This is a genomic window from Mesorhizobium sp. M0016 (assembly GCF_040324035.1).
Lineage (GTDB): Bacteria > Pseudomonadota > Alphaproteobacteria > Rhizobiales > Rhizobiaceae > Mesorhizobium.
This window is the reverse complement of sequence record NZ_JAMYVM010000003.1, coordinates 262,590-281,478: the sequence shown is the minus strand read 5'-3', so window position 1 is coordinate 281,478 and position 18,889 is coordinate 262,590. Positions and strand designations below refer to the sequence as shown.

Below are 18,889 nucleotides of genomic sequence, written 5' to 3'. Positions count from 1 at the left end.
CGGGCGAAACAAAAAAAGCCGGGCGCGAGGCCCGGCTTTCTTGTGTCGTGGCTTGAACGACAGTTAGAACTTCATACCGACGCCGAAGGTGACGCGGTTGTCGCTCTCTTTGACCTTGGTGCCGACACTGTCGAAGCTCTTGGAACCGAAGTCGGTATAGCGGTACTCGACACGGCCGAACACATTGTCGGTGATCTTGATGTCGGTGCCGACGCCGGCCGTCCAGCCGAGCATGGTGTTGCTGTCGCTGTCGCCGGGGACCGAGACCTTCTGGTTCTTCAGGGCGCCGCCGCCGGTGCCGTAGAGCAGGATTTCCGGGGTCACGGCGTAACCCAGACGGGCGCGCAGCGAGCCTTCGAAGCCGCCCTTGGAATTGACGCCGCCGCTGTCACCCTTGACGCCATTGTAGCCGAGATCGGCTTCAGCACCGTACACGAAGTTTTCCTGCTGCCACTGGTAGCCGCCGAAAACGCCGCCGACAAAGCCCTTGGTCTTGATGTCGGGGCCGCCGTCCTGGACTTTGGCATGACCGCTGAAGCCGTAGCCGGCGCTGAGACCGGCATACGGGCCGGCCCAGGAAGCGACGGGGAGCTCGGCGATCGGGGCTGGCGCCGGGGGCTCTTCCGAGACGACATCGGCAGCAAAAGCGGTACCGCTGAGGGCGAAGAGCCCGAGCGCAACCGCGAGCGGCGCGAATTTGAGATTGGTTTGCATTGTTGTTTACTCCTTAAGCCACAAGACACGTAGGCTTGTTTGTCCTGAGCGCCATCAACCCGTCCGGGGGGTGAAACGGATCTGGCACTCAACGGTTCCGAATGTCGTGTCAAAATGCGGCGGCAGCGAACCTGAAAATGGGTCATTCCCCGGCACGAATGAGGCCGAAGCTTGACGTTGCATCTTCGCAACAGCGAAATGTCAGTACGCAGGCGATGCTGCACTGCACTCGGCTTGGTGCAACGGGTTCAGCGTCCTATATTGCGGTCCTGCCGACCCGAATCCGGGGCGGTGCCGGCGGCGAAAAAGCCGTTTCGCCACATTCCTGCCCCAGGTGGAAACGGCATTTAACCCCTGGACGCGTCACAATGTGCCGCTAGCCGAATTGAGGCGCAGATTGAGGATTGACAGATGATCGAAGCCGCCGGAACGGCGCTGGTGACGGGCGGGGCGAAGCGGATCGGCAAGGCGATCGTCGAGGATCTGGCCGCGCACGGTTTTGCCGTCGCCATCCATGCCAACCGCTCGACCGCCGAGGCCGACGCGCTGGCTGCGCGCATCAGGGACGGAGGCGGCCGCGCCGGCGTGGTAGCCGCCGATCTGACCAACATGGATGCGGTTGGCGATCTCGTCGGCCGCGCCGAGGCAGCGCTCGGCCCGGTCACGCTTCTGGTCAACAATGCGTCGCTGTTCGTCGACGATAGCGTCGAGGACTTCGACTGGGCGGCATGGGACCTTCACTTCGCCATCCATGTGAAGACGCCGGCGCTGTTGGCGCAAAACTTCGCCCGCGCCTTGCCGTTGGGGCAGGAGGGGCTGATCGTCAACATCATCGACCAGCGCGTCTGGCGACCGACGCCGCGCTATTTCTCCTATGCGCTGTCGAAGTCGGCCTTGTGGACGCAGACCGAAATGCTGGCACAGGCGCTCGGTCCGCGCATCCGCGTCAACGCCATCGGTCCCGGTCCGGCGCTGAAGAATGCCCGCCAGGACGATGATGATTTCCAAAAGCAGGTCGATGGCCTGATTCTGAAGCGCGGCCCGCAATTGGCCGAATTCGGCGCCACCATCCGCTATCTCTGGGAGGCGCGCTCGGTGACCGGCCAGATGATCGCGCTCGACGGCGGCCAGCATCTTGCATGGCAGACGCCGGATGTGACAGGCATGGTGGAATGAGTCCCGCAGACCAGAAACACAAGACGCGCGCCGGCGCCGCTGACGATATGCCGCCCGACATCGACCTTGAGGATGAGGCGGTCGAGGAGATCGTCGAGCCCGAGGCCACCGGGCCCGATGTCGCCTTCACCGCGATAGACTGGGCGCCGCATGCCGGCGACGCCGACGGCATGGTCGGCGCCGAGGTCATCCAGACACTGGTCAAGCGGCTGCCCAATGCGCCCGGCGTCTACCGCATGATGAACGCCGCCGGCGACGTGCTTTATGTCGGCAAGGCGCGCAGCCTGAAGAAGCGGGTGACCAACTACGCGCAAGGCCGGTTCCACACCGCCCGCATCGGCCGCATGGTGCGCGAGACATCGACGATGGAGTTCGTCGTCACCCGCACCGAAATCGAAGCGCTGCTGCTCGAGGCCAATCTCATCAAGCGTTTGCGGCCGCGTTTCAATGTGCTGATGCGGGACGACAAGTCGTTCCCTTACATCCTGTTGACCGGCGATCACGTCTCGCCCGGCATCTACAAGCATCGCGGTGCGCGCTCGCGCAAGGGCGACTATTTCGGACCTTTTGCGTCGGCCGGCGCGGTCGGGCGCACCATCAATTCGCTGCAGCGCGCCTTCCTGCTCAGGAGCTGCACCAACTCCTTTTACGAAAACCGCACCCGGCCGTGCCTGCTCTACCAGATCAAGCGCTGTGCCGGTCCATGTACCGGGGAGATCTCGCATAGCGACTATGCCGAGCTGGTCAGCGAGGCGAAGGATTTTCTGTCGGGCCGCAGCCAGAAGGTGAAGACCGAAATCTCTGCCGCCATGCAGCAGGCCTCTCAGGAGCTCGATTTCGAGCGCGCCGCCATTTATCGCGACCGGTTGGCTGCACTGTCCCATGTGCAGAGCCATCAGGGCATCAACCCGGCCACGGTCGACGAGGCCGATGTCTTTGCCATCCATCAGGAGGGCGGCCAGGTCTGTATCCAGGTGTTTTTCTTCCGCACCGGCCAGAACTGGGGCAACCGCGCCTATTTCCCCAAGGCCGATCCGGCACTGGAGGGGGCGGAAGTGCTGGGCTCGTTCCTGGCGCAGTTCTATGACGACAAGCCGACGCCACGGAACATCCTTCTGTCGCGAGGCGTCCAGGATCAGGAACTGTTGGCCGAAGCGCTGTCCACCCGCGCCGGCCGTAAAGTGTCGATCTCGGTGCCGCAGCGCGGCGAGAAGAAGGATTTGACCGACAACGCGCTGCAGAATGCCCGCGAGGCGCTCGGCCGCCGCCTGGCCGAAACCTCCACGCAAGGCCGGCTGCTCGCCGGCTTTGCCGAGACCTTCGGCCTGCCGAAGCCGCCGGTGCGCATCGAGGTCTATGACAATTCGCATATTATGGGCACCAACGCCGTTGGCGCCATGGTCGTCGCCGGGCCGGAAGGGTTTGTGAAGAACCAGTACCGCAAATTCAACATCCGCTCGACCGAGATCACGCCCGGTGACGATTTCGGCATGATGCGCGAGGTGATGGAACGGCGCTTTTCGCGGCTGCTGAAGGAACATGGCGAGGTCGTTCCCGACGACGCGGCAGCCGGTGGAGCAGGCGACGACATCGAAGAAGACATCTCCGGCAGCTTCCCGGCCTGGCCCGACGTCATCCTGATCGATGGCGGCCAGGGCCAGATGAGCGCGGTGCGCAAGATCCTCGCCGACCTCGGCATCGAGGATCGCGTGGCGGCCATCGGCATCGCCAAGGGCCAGGACCGCGATGCCGGCCGCGAGCGTTTCTTCGTCAGAGGCAGGGACTCGTTTTCGCTGCCCGTCCGCGATCCCGTGCTCTATTTCGTCCAGCGGCTGCGCGACGAGGTGCATCGCTTCGCCATCGGTTCGCACCGCGCGCGGCGCAAGAAGGAATTGGTCAAGAGCCCGCTCGACGAGATCGCCGGCATCGGTCCCGGCCGCAAGCGCGCGCTGCTGCTGGCCTTCGGCACTGCGAAGGCGGTCAGCCGCGCGGCAGTCGAGGATCTGGTCAAGGTCGACGGTATTTCAGAGCAGGTCGCCAAGCTCGTCTACAATCATTTCCATGAGAGCTGAGCGCCGGTGACGCCGCTGTCCCGATCAAATGGCAGCAGCCGTTCTTTTCTCGCAGGCCACTCGAATCCCGGCAATCGCGCGCTATTTTCGTCTGGCCAATCGAATCTCGCCTGTTGACCCCCTACATCCGGTTCTGATTTGAGTACGCAGGCAGAAAGAGTCCCTGAGATATGGCCAAGCGCGCGTTCAACCTGCCTAACATGCTTACCTATGCCCGCATCGTCGCGGTGCCGCTGGTGGTGCTGTGCTTTTTTCTCGAGGGGCATCTGAAATCGAGCGACTTCGCCCGCTGGTCGGCGTTGATCATCTTCCTGCTGGCTTCGATCACCGACTATCTCGACGGCTATCTGGCGCGCGCCTGGCAGCAGACGTCCAACATCGGCAAGATGCTGGATCCGATCGCCGATAAACTGCTGGTCGCCACCTGCCTGCTGCTGCTCGCCGCCGACACCGACCGCCATGCCGGCATCGCAGGCTGGTCGTTGTGGGCGGCAATCATCATCCTGTGCCGCGAAATCCTGGTTTCGGGGCTGCGCGAATATTTGGCGGCATTGAAAGTCTCGGTGCCGGTGACGCAGCTCGCCAAATGGAAGACCGCCATCCAGATGGTCGCCATCGCCTTCCTGCTGGCCGGGCCTGCCGGCGACAAGATCTTCCCGCTGACCACGCAGACCGGACTGGTGCTGCTGTGGATCGCAGCCCTCGTCACGCTCTACACCGGCTACGACTATTTCCGCGCCGGCCTCAAGCACATCATGGACGAGTGAGATGACCCGGCTCATTTATTTCGCCTGGGTGCGCGAACGGATCGGCAAGCCGGAAGAGGATGTCGAACTGCCCGCCGGTATCGAGACGGTGGCCGACCTCCTGCGCTGGCTAAAATCGCGTGGCGAGGAATATGAGCACGCGCTGCAATATCCTGATGTGATCCGCGTCGCCATCAACCAGGAACATGTCGAGCATCGCGAGAAGATAGCCGGCGCGCGCGAGATCGCGCTGTTTCCGCCGATGACCGGGGGCTGACACCATGTCCGGCGCGCCGACGGTGCGCATCCAGCGCGACGATTTCGACGTTGCCGCCGAGATCGCGAAACTGACCGGGGGTCGCGCCGACATCGGCGCCGTGGTGTCCTTCTCAGGACTTTGCCGCGACGAGCAGGGCCAGCTGTCGGCGCTGGAACTCGAGCACTATCCAGGCATGGCCGAGGCCGAAATCAGCCGGATCGCCCGCGAGGCACTTCAGCGCTGGCCGCTGCAAGGGCTGACCGTCATCCATCGCCACGGCAAGATCGCACCGGGCGAAAACATCGTGCTGGTGGTGGCGGCGTCCTCGCACCGGCAGGCGGCGTTCGAAGCGGCCAATTTCCTGATGGATTTCCTGAAATCGCGTGCACCCTTCTGGAAGAAGGAGCACCGCGTGGACGGCACCGATGGCGGCTGGGTCGAGGCCAAGGACGCCGACGACCAGGCTGCGGCGCGCTGGAAGGCGCGGCCCGAATAAATCTCGGCGCAGCCATGTATTGACCGCATTCCCTTGGCCAAATCGCATCGGCCAAAAAGGGAGCAAGGGCATGCTGGACAGGATCGCCGAATTCTTCGTCTTCGGTTTTGTGCCGCTGGTTATGGGCGTTCTGGCCGTTCCCGAGCCTTCCGTCGCCGCCGAGAAAACCCTGAAGGGCGAGGTGATGTATCGCGAGCGCATCGCGCTGCCGCCCAACGCCGTGCTGTCGGTTCAACTTGCCGATGTATCGCTGGCCGATGCGCCGGCCGCCATTGTCGGCGAGCGCAAGGTAGCGCCGGCCGGCCAGGTGCCGATCAAGTTCGAGATCAGCTTCGATTCAACGGTGATCCGGCCCAACATGACCTATGCGCTGCAGGCGCGCATCACCGCCGACGACAAGCTGCTGTTCGTCACGGACTCGCGCTATCAGGTCGATCCGCTCAGCGACGCGCCGCAGGCCATTGTGCTGAAAACGGTGGCGCCGAGCGACAAGCCGACCTCGGCCTCGCTGTTCGGCCAGAGCTGGCTAGTCGAATATATCGACGGTATCGGCGTGATTTCGGAGCCGCAGGCGACGTTCCGGGTCAGCGAAGCCGGCAAGGCGGGCGGCAGCGGCCCGTGCAACGCCTATTTCGCCACCGCCAAGGTCGATGGCGAGACCATCGTCATCAGCGACATCGGCTCGACCTACAAGGCCTGCGCGCCGGAGATCATGGCCGAGGAAAAGGCGCTGTTCGAGGCGCTCGCCAAGGCGGCGTCATACCGTGTCGATGGCGGCAAGCTGATCATCGCCGACAAGGACGGCCACGATATCTTGCGCTTCAACGCAGCGAGCTAAGAATCAAGACTGCGGCGGCGGGGGCGCCGGCGTCAGGCCGAACCGGCGCATCAGGTCCATCAGCCTGGTGCGGTCTGGCGGGCCGCCAGTGCTGAAGATGGCGAAGGCCTCGCGAAAATATTCCGGGCCGATCGCCGCCGGTGTCACCACGCACAGCACCTTGGCGGTCGCGGCGGTGTCGTTGTCGAAGCGATGGACCGCGCCGCGCGGAATGCACAGCGCCTGGCCCGGCCCGATATCGTGCCGGTGTCCGTCGACGGTCAGCATCAGCACGCCTTCGATCCCGTACATCGTCTCTTCATAGTGATCGTGGCTGTGCGCCGGGGCGGGCAGGCGCTGCGAGCCGGCGACCGTCAGTTCGAAGGCGGCGATGCTGCCGTTCGACTGGTCGCCGGTAAGCAGGAAGCGCACGGCAAGGCCGCCATGGCTGATTGTCTCGTCGGCCGGATTGACGCTGATCTGGCTAGCTCTGTCTAGCATTTCACCCTCCCATGTGGTAAATCCGATTTACCGAAATGAGTAAACTCGATTTACCCGAGTGTCAATGCCATTATCCAGGGAAGAACCGCCAAAGAAGCCACCGCTGATCGGTGCACTGCTGCGCGTTCCGGCCATGGCCATTCACCGCAAGCTGATCAGGGATCTCAGGGCGTCGGGTTTCGAGGACCTCAGCCCGCCGCATATGGCGGTGATCCAATATCCCGGCCCGGATGGCCTTCGGCCGAGCGCGCTCGCCGAGCGCGCCGCGATGAGCAAGCAGGCCATGAATCAACTGCTGAAGACGCTGGAAGCGATGGGTTATATCACTCGCTCGGCGGCACCCGATGAGAGCGGCGGGACCGTTGTCCACTTCACCGACCGCGGGCGCGCCGCATACCAGAAGATGGCCGACATCCTGCTCGACGTCGAACGGGAATGGGCCGAGGAACTGGGCGAGAAGCGTTTCACGGAGCTGAAAACGCTGCTCGGCGACCTCTGGGACACGCCGCTCATCCGTTGAAAGCGGATGAAGCCGAAGCCGGGACCTGACCAAAGAAAAAGGCCGGCGAAGTGCCGGCCTCTTGCATACATTGGTTCGCGTCGGCTCAGCCGACGATCTCGGTGTCGGAGAACCAGTACTTGATCTCCTGCGCGGCGGTTTCCGGCGCGTCGGAGCCGTGCACGGAATTCTCGCCGATCGACAGCGCATGCACCTTGCGGATGGTGCCTTCGGCGGCGTTGGCCGGATTGGTGGCGCCCATCACTTCGCGGTTGCGGGCAATGGCGTTTTCGCCTTCCAGCACCTGCACAATGGTCGGCGCCGACGACATGAATTCCACCAGTTCGCCGAAGAACGGACGATCCTTGTGGACGGCGTAAAAGCCTTCGGCCTCACGGCGGCTCATCCACACGCGACGCGAGGCAATGACGCGCAGGCCGGCCTCTTCCAGCATCCTGGTGATGGCGCCGGTAAGATTGCGCCGGGTCGCGTCCGGCTTGATCATGGAAAAGGTGCGTTCGAGCGCCATGGGGTCGTCCTTGTCTTGAATGAAAGTCTTGAGAATGGAATGTGGAGTGGCGGGCTCTATACAAGCCGCCCGGCCCATTGCCAAGAGGAAGGGCCCCGGCAGCGTTATTCGGCCGCGACCGCCCGCATGGCTGTTCGCAACGCCCTGGTCAAAGGCAAGACTTTGCGGAAAAATGGCGATTGCGCAGGTACGGATGAGTTCGAAGGGAAATCAGCTGAACGGAAAGACGTCGGACCATGTTTGACGGGACGCGCTGGCCCTACCTCCACCTCAGACCGGGCGACATAAAAGGGAGCCTTTGGATTATCGGCATCTTGGCTGCCGTGGGCCTTGTTCTGCTGCTCTTTTCGGGTCGCCGCACAGATACGAATTTCGGTTTCGGGCCCGAATGGCAATGCACGCCGATGCCGAAGGGCGACCCGATCTGCGTCAAGCTGGTCGGCAAAGACGGCGCGAAGTGACTGTCAGTATCACTACCGCCTGATAACAACGGGCGGCCGCCGGCGCTCCCAGCCCTCGCGCTCCAGCGTCGGCATCTCATGCTCCTCGCTGGGATAGCCGAGGCAGAAATAGCCGATCAGCGTCCACTCAGGCGGGGTGTCCAGGATTGCGGCCATCTCGGCGGCGTCGAGGATCGACACCCAGCCCATGCCGATGCCTTCCGCCCGCGCCGCCAGCCACAGCGTGTGCACCGCCATGACGGCCGAATAGTCGATTGTCGCCGGCATGGTCATGCGGCCGAGCCCGTGGCCCTGTTGCGTCGTGCGGTCGGCGAAAACCGCGAACTGGCAGGGCGCTTCATTGAGACCGGCGAGCTTCAGCCGGGCATAGAGCGCGGCGCGCTCGCCCGAAAAGCATGCCAGCGCCTCGGCATTGCAGCGCTCGAAACAGTCTCTCACCGCGCCCCGCCGCTCGGCGCTCTCGACCACCACGAAGCGCCACGGCTGGCTGAGACCGACGGACGGCGCGACGCTGGCAAGCTCCAGCAGCCGCTCCAGCGTACCCTCGGGCAAAGCCGTCCGCTCGAAGCGCCGCACATCCCGGCGCCAGCGCAGCAGCGTGACCAGCCCGGCGCGAAAATCATCGGTGAAATCGGGGGGTGGTGGCATGGCGATCAGGAGACTTGTGTAGGCAGTAGGCAGTAGGCAGTAGGCAGTAGGCAGTAGGCAGTAGGCAGTAGGCAGTAGGCAGTACAGCGCTCAGACCCTATTGCCTACTGCCTATTCCCTAAGCTGCTGCCGCCGCCTCCTTCCAGCAATGCCGGTTGAGCGGACGGGTCGCGTCGTGTCCGACGAGTTCATAGAACAGAATGGTCATTGGCGGCTGCGTCCTCGCGGTCTAATTAGGCGCCTGCGGCTGAAGCGGAACTCGTCGGCGGGAAAAAGATGAAACAGCATTTCATGATGTTCGCGGCCTACAATCAATGGGCCAATGGCCGCATCTACGATGCCGTCGCCGCACTTGACGAAGAAGAGTTCAACCGCGATGTCGGCGCATTTTTCGGCTCGATGATGGGCACGCTCAACCATCTGCTGGCCACCGACCGCATCTGGATGAAACGCTTCACCGGCGAGGGCGACGCGCCGGCAAAGCTCGACGCCATCCTGCACCGCGCATTGCCTGGCCTAAAGCTGGCGCGTGAGGCTGAGGACAGGCGGATCGTCGACTGGGTCGGCGGTTTGACCGAAAAGGCTTTGTCCGGCCGCTTCTCCTACATGACCGTTTCCGACATGCGCACCGTCTCGCAGCGGCTGGCGCCGGCGCTGGGACACGTCTTCAACCACCAGACCCATCACCGCGGCCAGGCGCATACCATCCTGACCATTCTCGGCCGGCCTTCGGTGCAGCTCGACCTGGCGTTTTTCCAACGCACCGACGAAGGCCGCGCCTACGCCTGATCTCCTGACCGCGCTTCCGTTTGAACGCACGGGAGCGTTACCGGTACATTTGCGCCGACCATCCATGCCCGACGCCAGCTCTGATTCCAGCCGGGTTGTGAGGACCCTGTCGGCACAACTCTGCCCGGTGACGGGGCCAGGTGGCTGGGCTGTCGGTGGCCCGCCTTTTGTGGGCCTTCGGCTCCAGGCCGCCGCAGCCACAACCCGCTCCAACTCCGGTGGAACTTCTGTTTAGAGAATTAAACAAAGTTTAAATATTGAAGCAAAAACATATTTTTTTTTTGCAGACCAGTGCACACCTTGAGAACTACAATCCTTATTCTTGAAAAAAATAAAGAAACTATAAGGAAGACTCGTGCGTAGCTGTGAGTGCATAAGCATATGTCTGTTTGATTTGCTGGCATGTTGCAGTGCACAAAGCAGAACGGCAACAAGGAGAGTGTCATGGTTAATATCACTCGGAAAATCGCTAGAACACTGGCGGCGGGTGCAATTATCGTCATTTTTGCCGCTCCCGCGAATGCAGGCGGCGGAATTGGCGTCGGTGTCGGCGCATCTATCGGCGGTGCTGGCGGCATCAATGCAGGTGTTGGCGCTTCGATCGGCGGCAGCGGCGGGGTCAAGGCCGGTGCCGGCGCCTCGGTTGGCGGCAGCGGCGGTATCAAGGCGGGTGCTGGCGCAACGGTCGGCGGCAATAGCGGCGTTACTGCGGGCCTCGGCGCCTCAGTCGGCGGTAGCAGCGGCATCAAGGCCGGCGCTGGCGCGACGGTCGGCGGAGCCGGTGGCATCAAGGCCGGTGTTGGGGCCACGGTCGGCGGCAGCGGAGGTATCAAGGCCGGTGTCGGCGTCAACGTCGGCAGCGGCATCAACGTCGGCGTCGGCGTCGGCATTGGCGGAACGCCCGGTACGCCCGGTACCCCCGGCACTCCAGGAACTCCTGGAACACCAGGCACCCCTGGGACACCCGGTGTCGTCGCCAGCATGTCGAACAGCCAACTGACACGTATGAAGAAGCGCTGCGTCGATGTGCTCGCCAGCGAGGGCACCTACGACAGCGATCTGCGGCAGCTATGCCTTATGATCTCGCGTCGCTGAGACAGGTTTCGCCGGGAGTGTCGAACCAGCCGTGAGGCTTTACGGCACTCTCCTACCGCATGGCCCAGACTTCCCGAGGGACATGCGCTGACGAGAAGCCTCCGGCCAGTCGGAAAGCCCGCCGCGCAAGTGGCGGGCTTTTTGTCGCCATTAATATCAAGGCAATCGATTGCGCCTTTCGGTTGCCGGAGCGTTTTATCGTTTAACGGAAACGATGAAACGCGCTATCCCTTTGTCTTGGCAATTCCGAAAGGAAAGCGCTACGCACTTTTCCCGGGAAAGTCGCTCACGCTTTTCCTGGAATTGTTCTGGTTAACCACATTCGAATTGCGGGTAGGATTTTAGGGTTTCATTTGTGTTCCCGCTGCAAAATGGCGAACACAGTGGGAGAAATGGCATGCGGGTCGATCTGTCGCCCACGAGCTGGGGCAGGGTCATAGCAGTCACGGTTGTCGGCACGGCGATCTGTATCGCGGCGGCCTTCCTAGTCGATTCCTACAATTTTCCGTCGCTGTCGCCCGATGCGCTGCGCTGGGCAATGCTCACTGACCTGCTACTGCCGCTCGTGCTGGGTGGATCGTTCTTCTCTTTCCTGATGTACAAGATGCGCCAGCTGGCGATCGCCCAGAAGAATCTGAGCATTGTCGCGGCGACCGACAGCCTGACCGCGGTGTTCAACCGCGGCGCGTTTTCAATGCTGGTCGAGGCCTATCTCGAACAGGCGCGCAGCCAGACCGTCGTCGATGCCGGCGCTCTGTTGATCGTCGACGCCGACCATTTCAAGACCATCAACGATCGATTGGGCCACGATTGCGGCGATCAGGCGCTCAAGCTTATTGCGCAGACGATCAAGGCCCAGCTGCGCGGCGCCGACATTGTCGGGCGCATCGGCGGCGAGGAGTTCGCCATCTTCCTGCCTGGCGCCGACCCGTCGCAGTCCTGGCTAGTTGCCGAGGGGATCCGGCGGCGCATCCGCGAGGTCGAGTTTGCCCCGGATGGGCGGCCCTGTCCGCTCTCGGTGAGCATCGGCGGCGTCGCCTTCAGCGGACCCACCACCTATGCCGACATGTTCCTGACGGCCGACCGGCACCTCTACAAGGCCAAATCCAACGGCCGCGACCAGGTCAGTTTCGAGACCACAGGGCCGCGCGCCCTGCTGGCTGGTGATCCGACGTTGCATTGAACTGACGACTTCAGCCAATCAATTGGTGCCACCAGTCAACGCCGCTGGGCCAGGAAACAAGCCGACGGGCCGTTGACGTGATCAGCCGCGACAAACGATTCCTCAACGTCGAAGCCCGCGCGGGCAAAAGTGTGAAGAATGCCCTTACGTGACATCCACACGGAGGTGTCATGAATACCACCGTTGAAGAGATCGGTGGTCTGAGCACCCAGATATGAGCGCCAGTAGTACTCCGCCGTATATCCCATATATTGAGCTGCGGTCACCCGCCCAGAGAATGCAACACGTCGAAGATCTCCCGCCGGCATATACTCTTCGTCGAAAAAATGCGTCCATAAGAAGATGCTGTCGGACCTCCGCGTCATATTGACCAAAGCGCGCAGAGGATCAACGAGATGGTAAAGTATCCCACTGGCTACAATAAGTCCGAACTTCCTGCTTTCGGTATCCAGCCATTTTTCCACCTCGCCATATTCGACGTGAAGGTTCGTCAGATTCAGAACCTCCTTGGTGATAAGCGTCTTCAAATAACAAAATGAATTCCCCTCGATGGCAGTAAGTTCCCCAACCCCGGCACGGATCAATGAATAGCTATGACCTCCCTCAAGAGGACCCAGTTCCACGGCGTTGATCCCGACAATCGATGCACCGAGCTTGTTAACGAGATAGGCAATTCGGGGATCGTCGAACAGCGGAACAACACCGCCGCTCTTCAGGCCGGATTCACGCGGGAACCCCGATGTCCAGCGACCTGAAAAAACATCTATCGCAGCTTGTTTAGAGGGGAGTTCTGAGGAGTATCGTTCGTTTACCAGCATATTCATCTCCCTCTCTGCCCATTAATACCTGTCGGTTGCGACAAGACTTCCCATGGCTTGCTCACGCGGGGTGGAAAGGCGATTGAGAAATCCGTCCGGTCCACAGTAAGGTTCGGGCTATAGTAAGGGTCATTCGCAATTATCGATGACCAACGCTTTACCATGTAAGCCTTCTCCAGTCCAAAACGCTCTCTTTTTTCTGCGGTGTCTTCATAGCCACGCGTTGCCGACTCGTGATGGAATAGCTCCGCGCCGGGCAGCCAAATGTTGCGCAACCCGATCTCACGAAGACGAAGGCAAAAATCGACATCGTTGTAAGCGACGGCAAGATTGGTCTCATTGAGGCCGCCGACCGATTCGTAATTCGCCTTGGTGACCACCAGACACGCACCTGTCACCGCCGCAAAATTCTGATTGAGCGCCGCACGCCCGACATATCCTGGGGACCATCGATCGAATCCTTGATGAGCATGGGCGGCGAGCCCTCCAAGCCCCATGATTATACCGCCATGCTGAAGTGTCCCGTTGGGATAGAGTAGTCGCGCTCCAACAGCGCCGATGCCCGGGCGGAGGGCGTGTTCAACCATTTCGGTCAACCAATCTGGCGCGATCACTTCTATGTCGTTGTTCACAAGAGCAATAACTTCGCCCGAAGCAACATTAACGGCATTGTTGTTAAGCCGGGAGAAATTGAACGGACCATCGTCCCGGACTACGCGAACAATGCCGTCTCTTGAAAGCTGTGAGAAATATTCTAACGCCTGCGGATCGGTGGAACCGTTGTCCACCAGAATGATTTCGAAATTGCTGTAGCCGGTCAGGTTCTTGATCGACCCTATGCAATTTTGAACGAGTAGCGACGCGTTACGCGTCGGAATTATCACACTTACCAAAGGCAGCGGGCCGGCAATTGGGTAGCGTGTAAAGAAACCGAAACCCGCGAGTTTCGCGACACCGTTTGGCTCAACTCGTTTCAAATGTTCGTTGAGGGCCCTTTCACCGGCAAGCATCGCATATGGCTTGGAATCGGAGGTCTTTGCTGTGCTGCCCTGGTGAGTCCGCCAATGGTAGAGGACATGAGGAATGTGGACGATTTGCTCGGGGCTTATGGCTTCCGTGAATCTGAGAGCAAGATCATAATCTTGTGCTCCTTCAAACCCCGGTCGACAGCCTCCCAGATCCCGAACAGTTTGCGTATGGTATACAGCTAGATGGGTGACCAGATTATGCGATCTGAATAAATCTACGTTCCAATCCGATTTGAAATACGGATCGCAGCGGTTCCCTTGCTCATCTATTTTGTCTTCGTCTGAATACAAGAGTTTGGCATCTGGGTTGTCAGCGAGTGCTTTGGCAATACATACCAAAGCATGCGGTGCAAGTGTGTCATCATGGTCGAGGAATGCAATCCATTCGCCCGTACACAACGAAATGGCCGAGTTGGAAGCATGGGATATGTGCCCGTTCTGGGGCCGGAAGATGATTTTTATGCGAGGGTCTCGGGCTGCGTATTCGCCCAAGATCGCGGCAACGGATTCCTGGGTAGAGGCGTCGTCAGCTATGCATAGTTCCCAGCGCTCATAGTGTTGTGCCAAAACACTTTCAATTGCCTCCCGCAAGAAGTGCTCAGGCGTATCGTATACCGGCATAACGATCGAGATCAGCGGCTTCTCAGGCAGATGTGACACGAATGATTTTATAACAGTTATGTCGCGACTAGAGCAGGCATCGTATGCTGAGATCCACGACGCATAGCTCTGATCCCCAGTGCCTTGCGCTCCCAGTCGACGGAGATCCGACAACAGAGCGGTAGCACCGCCTGTCTTTAGCGATTTGAGCGCACGCCTGAGAACGACAAGTGCGTCATGTGGAGTTCGAACGCGGCTGATTGTCTCTGTTGAGATAACCCGCGAGTAGAAAAGAAATTTCGAAACTGCCGACGTTGGTACATCGGCCTTTGAGGGTGCCTTCAAATCATGGCTCTGATGGAACATTCTTCGAAACAGTCCCGAGAACGTTGCCTGACCTCGCAAAATGCGCGCGACAGCGCGCATAGGCCGAGTTACCCGCCAGGAGCGGCTGGCATGGATCTGTCCGATGACCTCGCAGAGTTCTGACGTCATTTTATTCGCGGTCTCGAGACTTGCCGCTTGTTCTCGGTGGTGCATTTTGAGAGCCACTAGATCCGAGATAAGGCTCTGAAGTCTCTCCTGACTGAACAGGAATTCCAATTTCGATCGTTGCGCTTGGTCTGCGACCGAAGCTTGAGTCACACCTTCGCGCTGTTCCCTGTGCAACGCCCCACTCTCACGCTGGACTTTCAGGCGAGCATCCAGTTCGGAAAAAAAGGTGTCGCCGGAAATCGCCGAAAGGGTGTCCAATTCGGCCTTGATCCTATCAAGGCTATGGCTCGCGGATTTGTCGCGCTTGTCGATGGCTAGAGAATTGAGGGCCGCATACGCCTCGTTGACCCAGAGGGAAATGCGGTTGTCGTCGACAAGCTCCGCAGCGCTGGCAGTATGATGGTCGGTAGAAGCATATCGATTGAGGTTGTCAGCGGCCTCTCGAAGGGTGAGTGGCCAAGCGAGATCCAACTCGTCGACTATTTTCGAAAGCGCTGGCCGCCACTCGGAGGTCAGGTCCTGATAAGACACAAATACACGTTGCTTGCCCCTAGTCGCGTGCTCAGCATCCAGGGTGTGACGTAGCCAGAGCAGACAGCAGAAGCCCAGGGTAAATTGATAGCGTTTTTCCAGGGAGGCGGCGACCTCAAACGGGTTGCGGTTGACGAGCACGTAACGCACGTCAACCCCCATGGCCTTCAATACCTCTGCATAAAGCGGTGCGAACCGAGATATTCGCGGCTCTTTGAGGACGAAGAGTTCGGGCTCACCAAACTCCTCAACGAGGAGGCGTGCGATTTCGACCTTGTAGTGTCGGATGCGCGATCTTGGGAGACTTGCGATTTCGAAATCGCGCCAATCGTCCCACCGGCTCCCAGCTTCCTTAAGCAGTCGCTCATGCAGTGTAACCAACGGCACAGATTCCCAAAAGCCTTTCCTGTTGTCTGCGGCGGGGGGCAATATGTTCCTTGGAAGTTCGGCACCGAGCAGGCTGATTGCCCTGGCCACAGCACTGGTACCCGAACTGTGCATGCCGAGCACCATAATGCAGGTACGCTTTGCAATCGGCTTCGCTTTGGCGCGCACATTCAGCGATCCAGTTGCCGGAATCTGGAAGTTGAAGGTTTCCGTCGTTCCGCTGTCGCTCATGGTGGCCTTCATGCAGCGCACGCATCGGGAGTTTGCAAGACCGACCCCGGCGCAATCGCCGGCAACGAATTGGACTTTCTCAGGATACAGGTGAACTCAATGCCATTGGTGAGCGTCTCATGGACCTCTTCAACTTCCAATCCAATCATGCCGAGCCTCCCCAATATCATGACGATCTCCGCGAAACTTGCAGGCGTGAATTGCCAAGCATGGACATCGATGTAGCCTCCATTGCTGTTTTTCCATTCGTCGATGGCGTGTTGGGTCCGAATGGCCAATTCATCCAGGCTCGGCGCCGGACCGTGATCGCCCAGCCAATGTCTTGACGCCTCATTGTGGGTGGTCAGCGCGCGTGTCGCGACGACGCTGGCCAACGTATGGACGCGCCGATCGTCAAAATGGGCGTCGATAACATCAGCAATGGTCGATGCCGGCAGCCGGCTGTCGAAGCAATACCGCTTGTCGGGAACAAGGATGAAATACCTGCCGTCATTTTCCAGAAGATTGCCGACATCGACTAGATGACGAACTAGGTCGGGCTGATGTTCGATGCAATGCGAACTGACGATGGCGTCGAACTTGCGATCGACTATGCGCAGGTCGCCAACAGGTGAAACAAAGTCAATCCTTGCTGGAATGGTGTCAGTGCCGTATCCGATTTTCCTGGCTCGCTCCGCCAGATCGTCGCTGGTCAGGACATCGAAATAGGTGACGTTGGCGCCGGTGAGGCAGGGTGCGAAGAAGGGCCCGATCTCAAGTGCAGATTTCGCTTTGCCGGCTGCATCAAGGATTGCGTCGCGCAATGCCTGCGGAGGAGTTGCTGCGGGCAATTCGACCGATACGCCTGGAGTTGCCATTGGCGCGGTCGATCCGTTTGCCGTACCGGCGACCCAGTGTATCAGACGCCCTATGCACAGGTGGCTCGCCCAGCTTGCGATCATGACAAAACACCCTGGGCCAGAGAAAGGCTGGAGCGGATTAATGGTAAGATTCTCGATTCATAACCTCTACTTAAGGCATTCAAAAAAATATGAACATCTTCAGCAAAGTGTCAATGTAAATATCAATAAAGCCATCGAGAGCGGTTTGAATCGCGGATGCATCGTACTCTCTGGAAAAATCGATATTCACAGCTTATTCCATATTTAGCGCGCTGTAAGATAACCTACCAGAAATCGGATAGTTGTCGATCGATGTCTTGTGTTTCCCCACAGCCTGCTGGTAGGGATGAGAAAGTGGATTCTGAAGACGGTTCTTGTCGCTTCAAGGGGGCCCAGCATGAGCATGCAGCAGTCAGCGATCGTTGACGCCAACATTTGCCGCCACGAACACCGCGTTCTTACCCCTATCATAACGAACGCCAGAAACGCATTTGTCGATCTCATTCGCGGCCGGTAGTGTCTTGGGGGATTCTTCGTGTGCTGCTAGCGCTGGGCGTGATGTTCGGTCACGCCGACTTTGGTCGTTTGCAAATGACCGGCGGCTTGGTTGGTGTCCAGGCCTTCTATATGGTTTCTGGTTTCTACATGGGCCTCATTCTGGGCGGCCGCTACAAATCTGCATGGTTGTTTTATTCGAATCGCGCCCTTAGAATCTACCCGACCTATTGGCTGGTTCTCGCCCTCACCTTTGTCTATGTTGGTATCGACACATATATCGGCGGCCTGAATAGTCTGCCATCCCCTGTCACCTCCTCCGCCCTGGCTGGCGGGCTGCCGGTGCTGTTTACGCTGACCAAGGACAGCAGAATCGACCGCCTGATTGGGGAGCTTTCCTATCCTCTCTACATTTCGCATCTGCTGGTCCTCGAGGTGATGCGCACAACTCTACCGATATCAGGAGCATCAAGAGCCGCAGCGGTCTTTGTTATCTGCATCGCTTTCGCTGCGCTGCTCGCCGTGTTCGTGGAAATGCCCTTCAGAACTATCCGTGATCGGCGGTTGGCAGCCAGCTTGAAAGCGGCGCATCCAGTTCAATTCTCCGGAGCGCTCCCGCATCAGCCCCCGCTAGCTTGAAGAGGAGGATATCCTTATGCGCCTACGAGAACTGTTGAAGGGATGTAAACCAATCAGCCCCGAAGTGCCGGCCGCAATTGCTGAACCAGCGCAGGCTGAACCAACCCCTGGGTTTTTGATCATGCCGACACGCGGCGACCATACCGTGGCGCCGCCAAAGATCGTCACGCATATGGGCGCAATGGGATATCTTTCCTCTAACTACAATCATTCCGGCGCACGTGTGCTCGAATTAGGGTCGCGCGTCGTCACCGGAGCAAACTATCGGGCGCATTTCGACAAGGCAGACTATGTCGGCTTTGACTTCTATGAAGGGCCGAATGTCGACGTGGCCGGCGACGCCCATAGACTGTCTACATATTTCAACGAAAGCCAGCGGTTCGACTTGGTCTATTCGCTCGCCGTTTTTGAGCACCTCTATATGCCTTGGGTGATCGCGCAGGAGATTGCCAAGGTCATGAAGGTCGGTGGCGTTGCCTACATCGAAACGACCTTCGCCTACGCCGCCCACGAGCGCCCGTGGAACTTCTTTCAGTTCTCGGAACTTGGCCTTCGCGTCTTGTTCAACAAGTCGCTTGGTTTCGAGATTCTCGATATGGGGATGAGCAACCCGATGATGGGCTTCTTCAGTGACGACTGCGATGAATATCTCCAGCGCCGGCCGATCCCTGAACTGTACTGCCATAGTTCGATCCTGTGTCGCAAAGATCGCGAGGCGGTGAATTTCGATTGGACGCAGGTGCAAGCGGACGATGTGGTAGACGGCGATCGCTATCCGGCCCCTCAAAAGTCCTAAAGC

At 59.7% G+C, this 18,889-nt stretch carries 20 protein-coding genes; 13 read left to right on the top strand and 7 right to left on the bottom strand.

Features of this window, described 5'->3' with window-relative positions:
- Nucleotides 1-63 precede the first annotated feature (63 nt).
- Nucleotides 64-714, bottom strand: a complete 651-nt coding sequence (locus tag NKJ88_RS06560; RefSeq protein WP_023673452.1) for an outer membrane protein — start codon at nt 712-714, stop codon at nt 64-66.
- Between the two features lie 411 nt (nt 715-1,125).
- Between NKJ88_RS06560 and NKJ88_RS06555 the strand changes: the two genes are divergently transcribed.
- The 6 genes from NKJ88_RS06555 (at nt 1,126) to NKJ88_RS06530 (ending at nt 6,301) form a co-directional block, all read left to right on the top strand.
- On the top strand, nt 1,126-1,890 hold the full coding sequence (locus NKJ88_RS06555; RefSeq protein ID WP_023824131.1) for an SDR family oxidoreductase: 765 nt from the start codon (nt 1,126-1,128) through the stop codon (nt 1,888-1,890).
- Nucleotides 1,887-3,962 carry an excinuclease ABC subunit UvrC gene (gene uvrC / locus NKJ88_RS06550; RefSeq protein ID WP_352443808.1) on the top strand — a complete coding sequence of 692 codons (2,076 nt, stop codon included), beginning with the start codon at nt 1,887-1,889 and terminating at the stop codon, nt 3,960-3,962. Before NKJ88_RS06555 ends, uvrC begins: the two co-directional genes overlap by 4 nt.
- Before the next feature lie 170 nt (nt 3,963-4,132).
- Entirely contained in the window at nt 4,133-4,729 is a 597-nt protein-coding gene (pgsA, locus tag NKJ88_RS06545) for a CDP-diacylglycerol--glycerol-3-phosphate 3-phosphatidyltransferase (protein WP_023673449.1), read from the top strand.
- 1 nt (nt 4,730) lies between these two features.
- The gene (gene moaD / locus NKJ88_RS06540) at nt 4,731-4,985 is read left to right on the top strand and encodes a molybdopterin converting factor subunit 1 (protein ID WP_031193534.1); all 255 of its coding nucleotides are present in this window, start codon (nt 4,731-4,733) and stop codon (nt 4,983-4,985) included.
- A 4-nt stretch (nt 4,986-4,989) separates the two neighbouring features.
- Nucleotides 4,990-5,463 (top strand): molybdenum cofactor biosynthesis protein MoaE, encoded by a 474-nt coding sequence (locus tag NKJ88_RS06535; RefSeq protein WP_023689088.1) that lies wholly within the window; start codon nt 4,990-4,992, stop codon nt 5,461-5,463.
- Nucleotides 5,464-5,533: 70 nt separating this feature from the next.
- Entirely contained in the window at nt 5,534-6,301 is a 768-nt protein-coding gene (locus tag NKJ88_RS06530) for a YbaY family lipoprotein (RefSeq protein ID WP_023824128.1), read from the top strand.
- Between the two features lie 3 nt (nt 6,302-6,304).
- Here NKJ88_RS06530 and NKJ88_RS06525 read toward each other — a convergent pair whose 3' ends face one another.
- Nucleotides 6,305-6,781 carry a cupin domain-containing protein gene (locus tag NKJ88_RS06525; RefSeq protein WP_023711914.1) on the bottom strand — a complete coding sequence of 159 codons (477 nt, stop codon included), beginning with the start codon at nt 6,779-6,781 and terminating at the stop codon, nt 6,305-6,307.
- Between the two features lie 64 nt (nt 6,782-6,845).
- Between NKJ88_RS06525 and NKJ88_RS06520 the strand changes: the two genes are divergently transcribed.
- The gene (locus NKJ88_RS06520) at nt 6,846-7,301 is read left to right on the top strand and encodes a MarR family winged helix-turn-helix transcriptional regulator (RefSeq protein ID WP_023711913.1); all 456 of its coding nucleotides are present in this window, start codon (nt 6,846-6,848) and stop codon (nt 7,299-7,301) included.
- An 85-nt stretch (nt 7,302-7,386) separates the two neighbouring features.
- On the opposite strand, the gene ndk is transcribed toward NKJ88_RS06520, so the two are convergent.
- Nucleotides 7,387-7,809, bottom strand: coding sequence for a nucleoside-diphosphate kinase (ndk, locus tag NKJ88_RS06515; protein WP_023701900.1), 423 nt, complete (start codon nt 7,807-7,809; stop codon nt 7,387-7,389).
- 236 nt (nt 7,810-8,045) lie between these two features.
- On the opposite strand from ndk, the gene NKJ88_RS06510 reads away from it, so the two are divergent.
- A complete protein-coding gene (locus NKJ88_RS06510) occupies nt 8,046-8,270 on the top strand; it encodes a hypothetical protein (RefSeq protein WP_023824127.1) in 225 nt (74 codons plus the stop codon).
- A gap of 12 nt (nt 8,271-8,282) precedes the next feature.
- Here NKJ88_RS06510 and bluB read toward each other — a convergent pair whose 3' ends face one another.
- Nucleotides 8,283-8,918 (bottom strand): 5,6-dimethylbenzimidazole synthase, encoded by a 636-nt coding sequence (bluB, locus tag NKJ88_RS06505; RefSeq protein WP_023824126.1) that lies wholly within the window; start codon nt 8,916-8,918, stop codon nt 8,283-8,285.
- A gap of 276 nt (nt 8,919-9,194) precedes the next feature.
- Between bluB and NKJ88_RS06500 the strand changes: the two genes are divergently transcribed.
- The 3 genes from NKJ88_RS06500 to NKJ88_RS06490 all read left to right on the top strand — a co-directional run bounded on the left by NKJ88_RS06500 (nt 9,195) and on the right by NKJ88_RS06490 (nt 11,985).
- Complete coding sequence (locus tag NKJ88_RS06500) at nt 9,195-9,707, top strand: DinB family protein (protein ID WP_023673440.1); 513 nt, start codon at nt 9,195-9,197, stop codon at nt 9,705-9,707.
- A gap of 444 nt (nt 9,708-10,151) precedes the next feature.
- Nucleotides 10,152-10,802, top strand: a complete 651-nt coding sequence (locus NKJ88_RS06495) for a hypothetical protein (RefSeq protein ID WP_023824124.1) — start codon at nt 10,152-10,154, stop codon at nt 10,800-10,802.
- Nucleotides 10,803-11,199: 397 nt separating this feature from the next.
- Complete coding sequence (locus tag NKJ88_RS06490) at nt 11,200-11,985, top strand: GGDEF domain-containing protein (RefSeq protein WP_023824123.1); 786 nt, start codon at nt 11,200-11,202, stop codon at nt 11,983-11,985.
- 35 nt (nt 11,986-12,020) lie between these two features.
- Here NKJ88_RS06490 and NKJ88_RS06485 read toward each other — a convergent pair whose 3' ends face one another.
- From NKJ88_RS06485 to NKJ88_RS06475, 3 genes are read right to left on the bottom strand one after another with little or no spacing between them, the layout of a single operon-like run.
- Complete coding sequence (locus NKJ88_RS06485) at nt 12,021-12,803, bottom strand: hypothetical protein (protein WP_352443807.1); 783 nt, start codon at nt 12,801-12,803, stop codon at nt 12,021-12,023.
- Nucleotides 12,804-12,805: 2 nt separating this feature from the next.
- Nucleotides 12,806-16,075, bottom strand: coding sequence for a glycosyltransferase (locus NKJ88_RS06480; protein ID WP_196813604.1), 3,270 nt, complete (start codon nt 16,073-16,075; stop codon nt 12,806-12,808).
- 8 nt (nt 16,076-16,083) lie between these two features.
- Entirely contained in the window at nt 16,084-17,016 is a 933-nt protein-coding gene (locus tag NKJ88_RS06475; RefSeq protein ID WP_245260074.1) for a class I SAM-dependent methyltransferase, read from the bottom strand.
- Between the two features lie 477 nt (nt 17,017-17,493).
- Between NKJ88_RS06475 and NKJ88_RS06470 the strand changes: the two genes are divergently transcribed.
- Both NKJ88_RS06470 and NKJ88_RS06465 read left to right on the top strand, forming a co-directional pair.
- Nucleotides 17,494-18,090, top strand: a complete 597-nt coding sequence (locus NKJ88_RS06470; protein ID WP_155923277.1) for an acyltransferase family protein — start codon at nt 17,494-17,496, stop codon at nt 18,088-18,090.
- Nucleotides 18,091-18,106: 16 nt separating this feature from the next.
- Complete coding sequence (locus NKJ88_RS06465) at nt 18,107-18,886, top strand: methyltransferase domain-containing protein (RefSeq protein WP_155923276.1); 780 nt, start codon at nt 18,107-18,109, stop codon at nt 18,884-18,886.
- Nucleotides 18,887-18,889: the final 3 nt, after the last annotated feature.

Coding starts and splice junctions, on each gene's coding strand:
- NKJ88_RS06560 (WP_023673452.1), bottom strand. CDS start 714: ATGCAAACCAATCTCAAATTCGCGCCGCTCGCGGTTGCGCTCGGGCTC.
- NKJ88_RS06555 (WP_023824131.1), top strand. CDS start 1,126: ATGATCGAAGCCGCCGGAACGGCGCTGGTGACGGGCGGGGCGAAGCGG.
- uvrC (WP_352443808.1), top strand. CDS start 1,887: ATGAGTCCCGCAGACCAGAAACACAAGACGCGCGCCGGCGCCGCTGAC.
- pgsA (WP_023673449.1), top strand. CDS start 4,133: ATGGCCAAGCGCGCGTTCAACCTGCCTAACATGCTTACCTATGCCCGC.
- moaD (WP_031193534.1), top strand. CDS start 4,731: ATGACCCGGCTCATTTATTTCGCCTGGGTGCGCGAACGGATCGGCAAG.
- NKJ88_RS06535 (WP_023689088.1), top strand. CDS start 4,990: ATGTCCGGCGCGCCGACGGTGCGCATCCAGCGCGACGATTTCGACGTT.
- NKJ88_RS06530 (WP_023824128.1), top strand. CDS start 5,534: ATGCTGGACAGGATCGCCGAATTCTTCGTCTTCGGTTTTGTGCCGCTG.
- NKJ88_RS06525 (WP_023711914.1), bottom strand. CDS start 6,781: ATGCTAGACAGAGCTAGCCAGATCAGCGTCAATCCGGCCGACGAGACA.
- NKJ88_RS06520 (WP_023711913.1), top strand. CDS start 6,846: ATGCCATTATCCAGGGAAGAACCGCCAAAGAAGCCACCGCTGATCGGT.
- ndk (WP_023701900.1), bottom strand. CDS start 7,809: ATGGCGCTCGAACGCACCTTTTCCATGATCAAGCCGGACGCGACCCGG.
- NKJ88_RS06510 (WP_023824127.1), top strand. CDS start 8,046: ATGTTTGACGGGACGCGCTGGCCCTACCTCCACCTCAGACCGGGCGAC.
- bluB (WP_023824126.1), bottom strand. CDS start 8,918: ATGCCACCACCCCCCGATTTCACCGATGATTTTCGCGCCGGGCTGGTC.
- NKJ88_RS06500 (WP_023673440.1), top strand. CDS start 9,195: ATGAAACAGCATTTCATGATGTTCGCGGCCTACAATCAATGGGCCAAT.
- NKJ88_RS06495 (WP_023824124.1), top strand. CDS start 10,152: ATGGTTAATATCACTCGGAAAATCGCTAGAACACTGGCGGCGGGTGCA.
- NKJ88_RS06490 (WP_023824123.1), top strand. CDS start 11,200: ATGCGGGTCGATCTGTCGCCCACGAGCTGGGGCAGGGTCATAGCAGTC.
- NKJ88_RS06485 (WP_352443807.1), bottom strand. CDS start 12,803: ATGCTGGTAAACGAACGATACTCCTCAGAACTCCCCTCTAAACAAGCT.
- NKJ88_RS06480 (WP_196813604.1), bottom strand. CDS start 16,075: ATGAGCGACAGCGGAACGACGGAAACCTTCAACTTCCAGATTCCGGCA.
- NKJ88_RS06475 (WP_245260074.1), bottom strand. CDS start 17,016: ATGATCGCAAGCTGGGCGAGCCACCTGTGCATAGGGCGTCTGATACAC.
- NKJ88_RS06465 (WP_155923276.1), top strand. CDS start 18,107: ATGCGCCTACGAGAACTGTTGAAGGGATGTAAACCAATCAGCCCCGAA.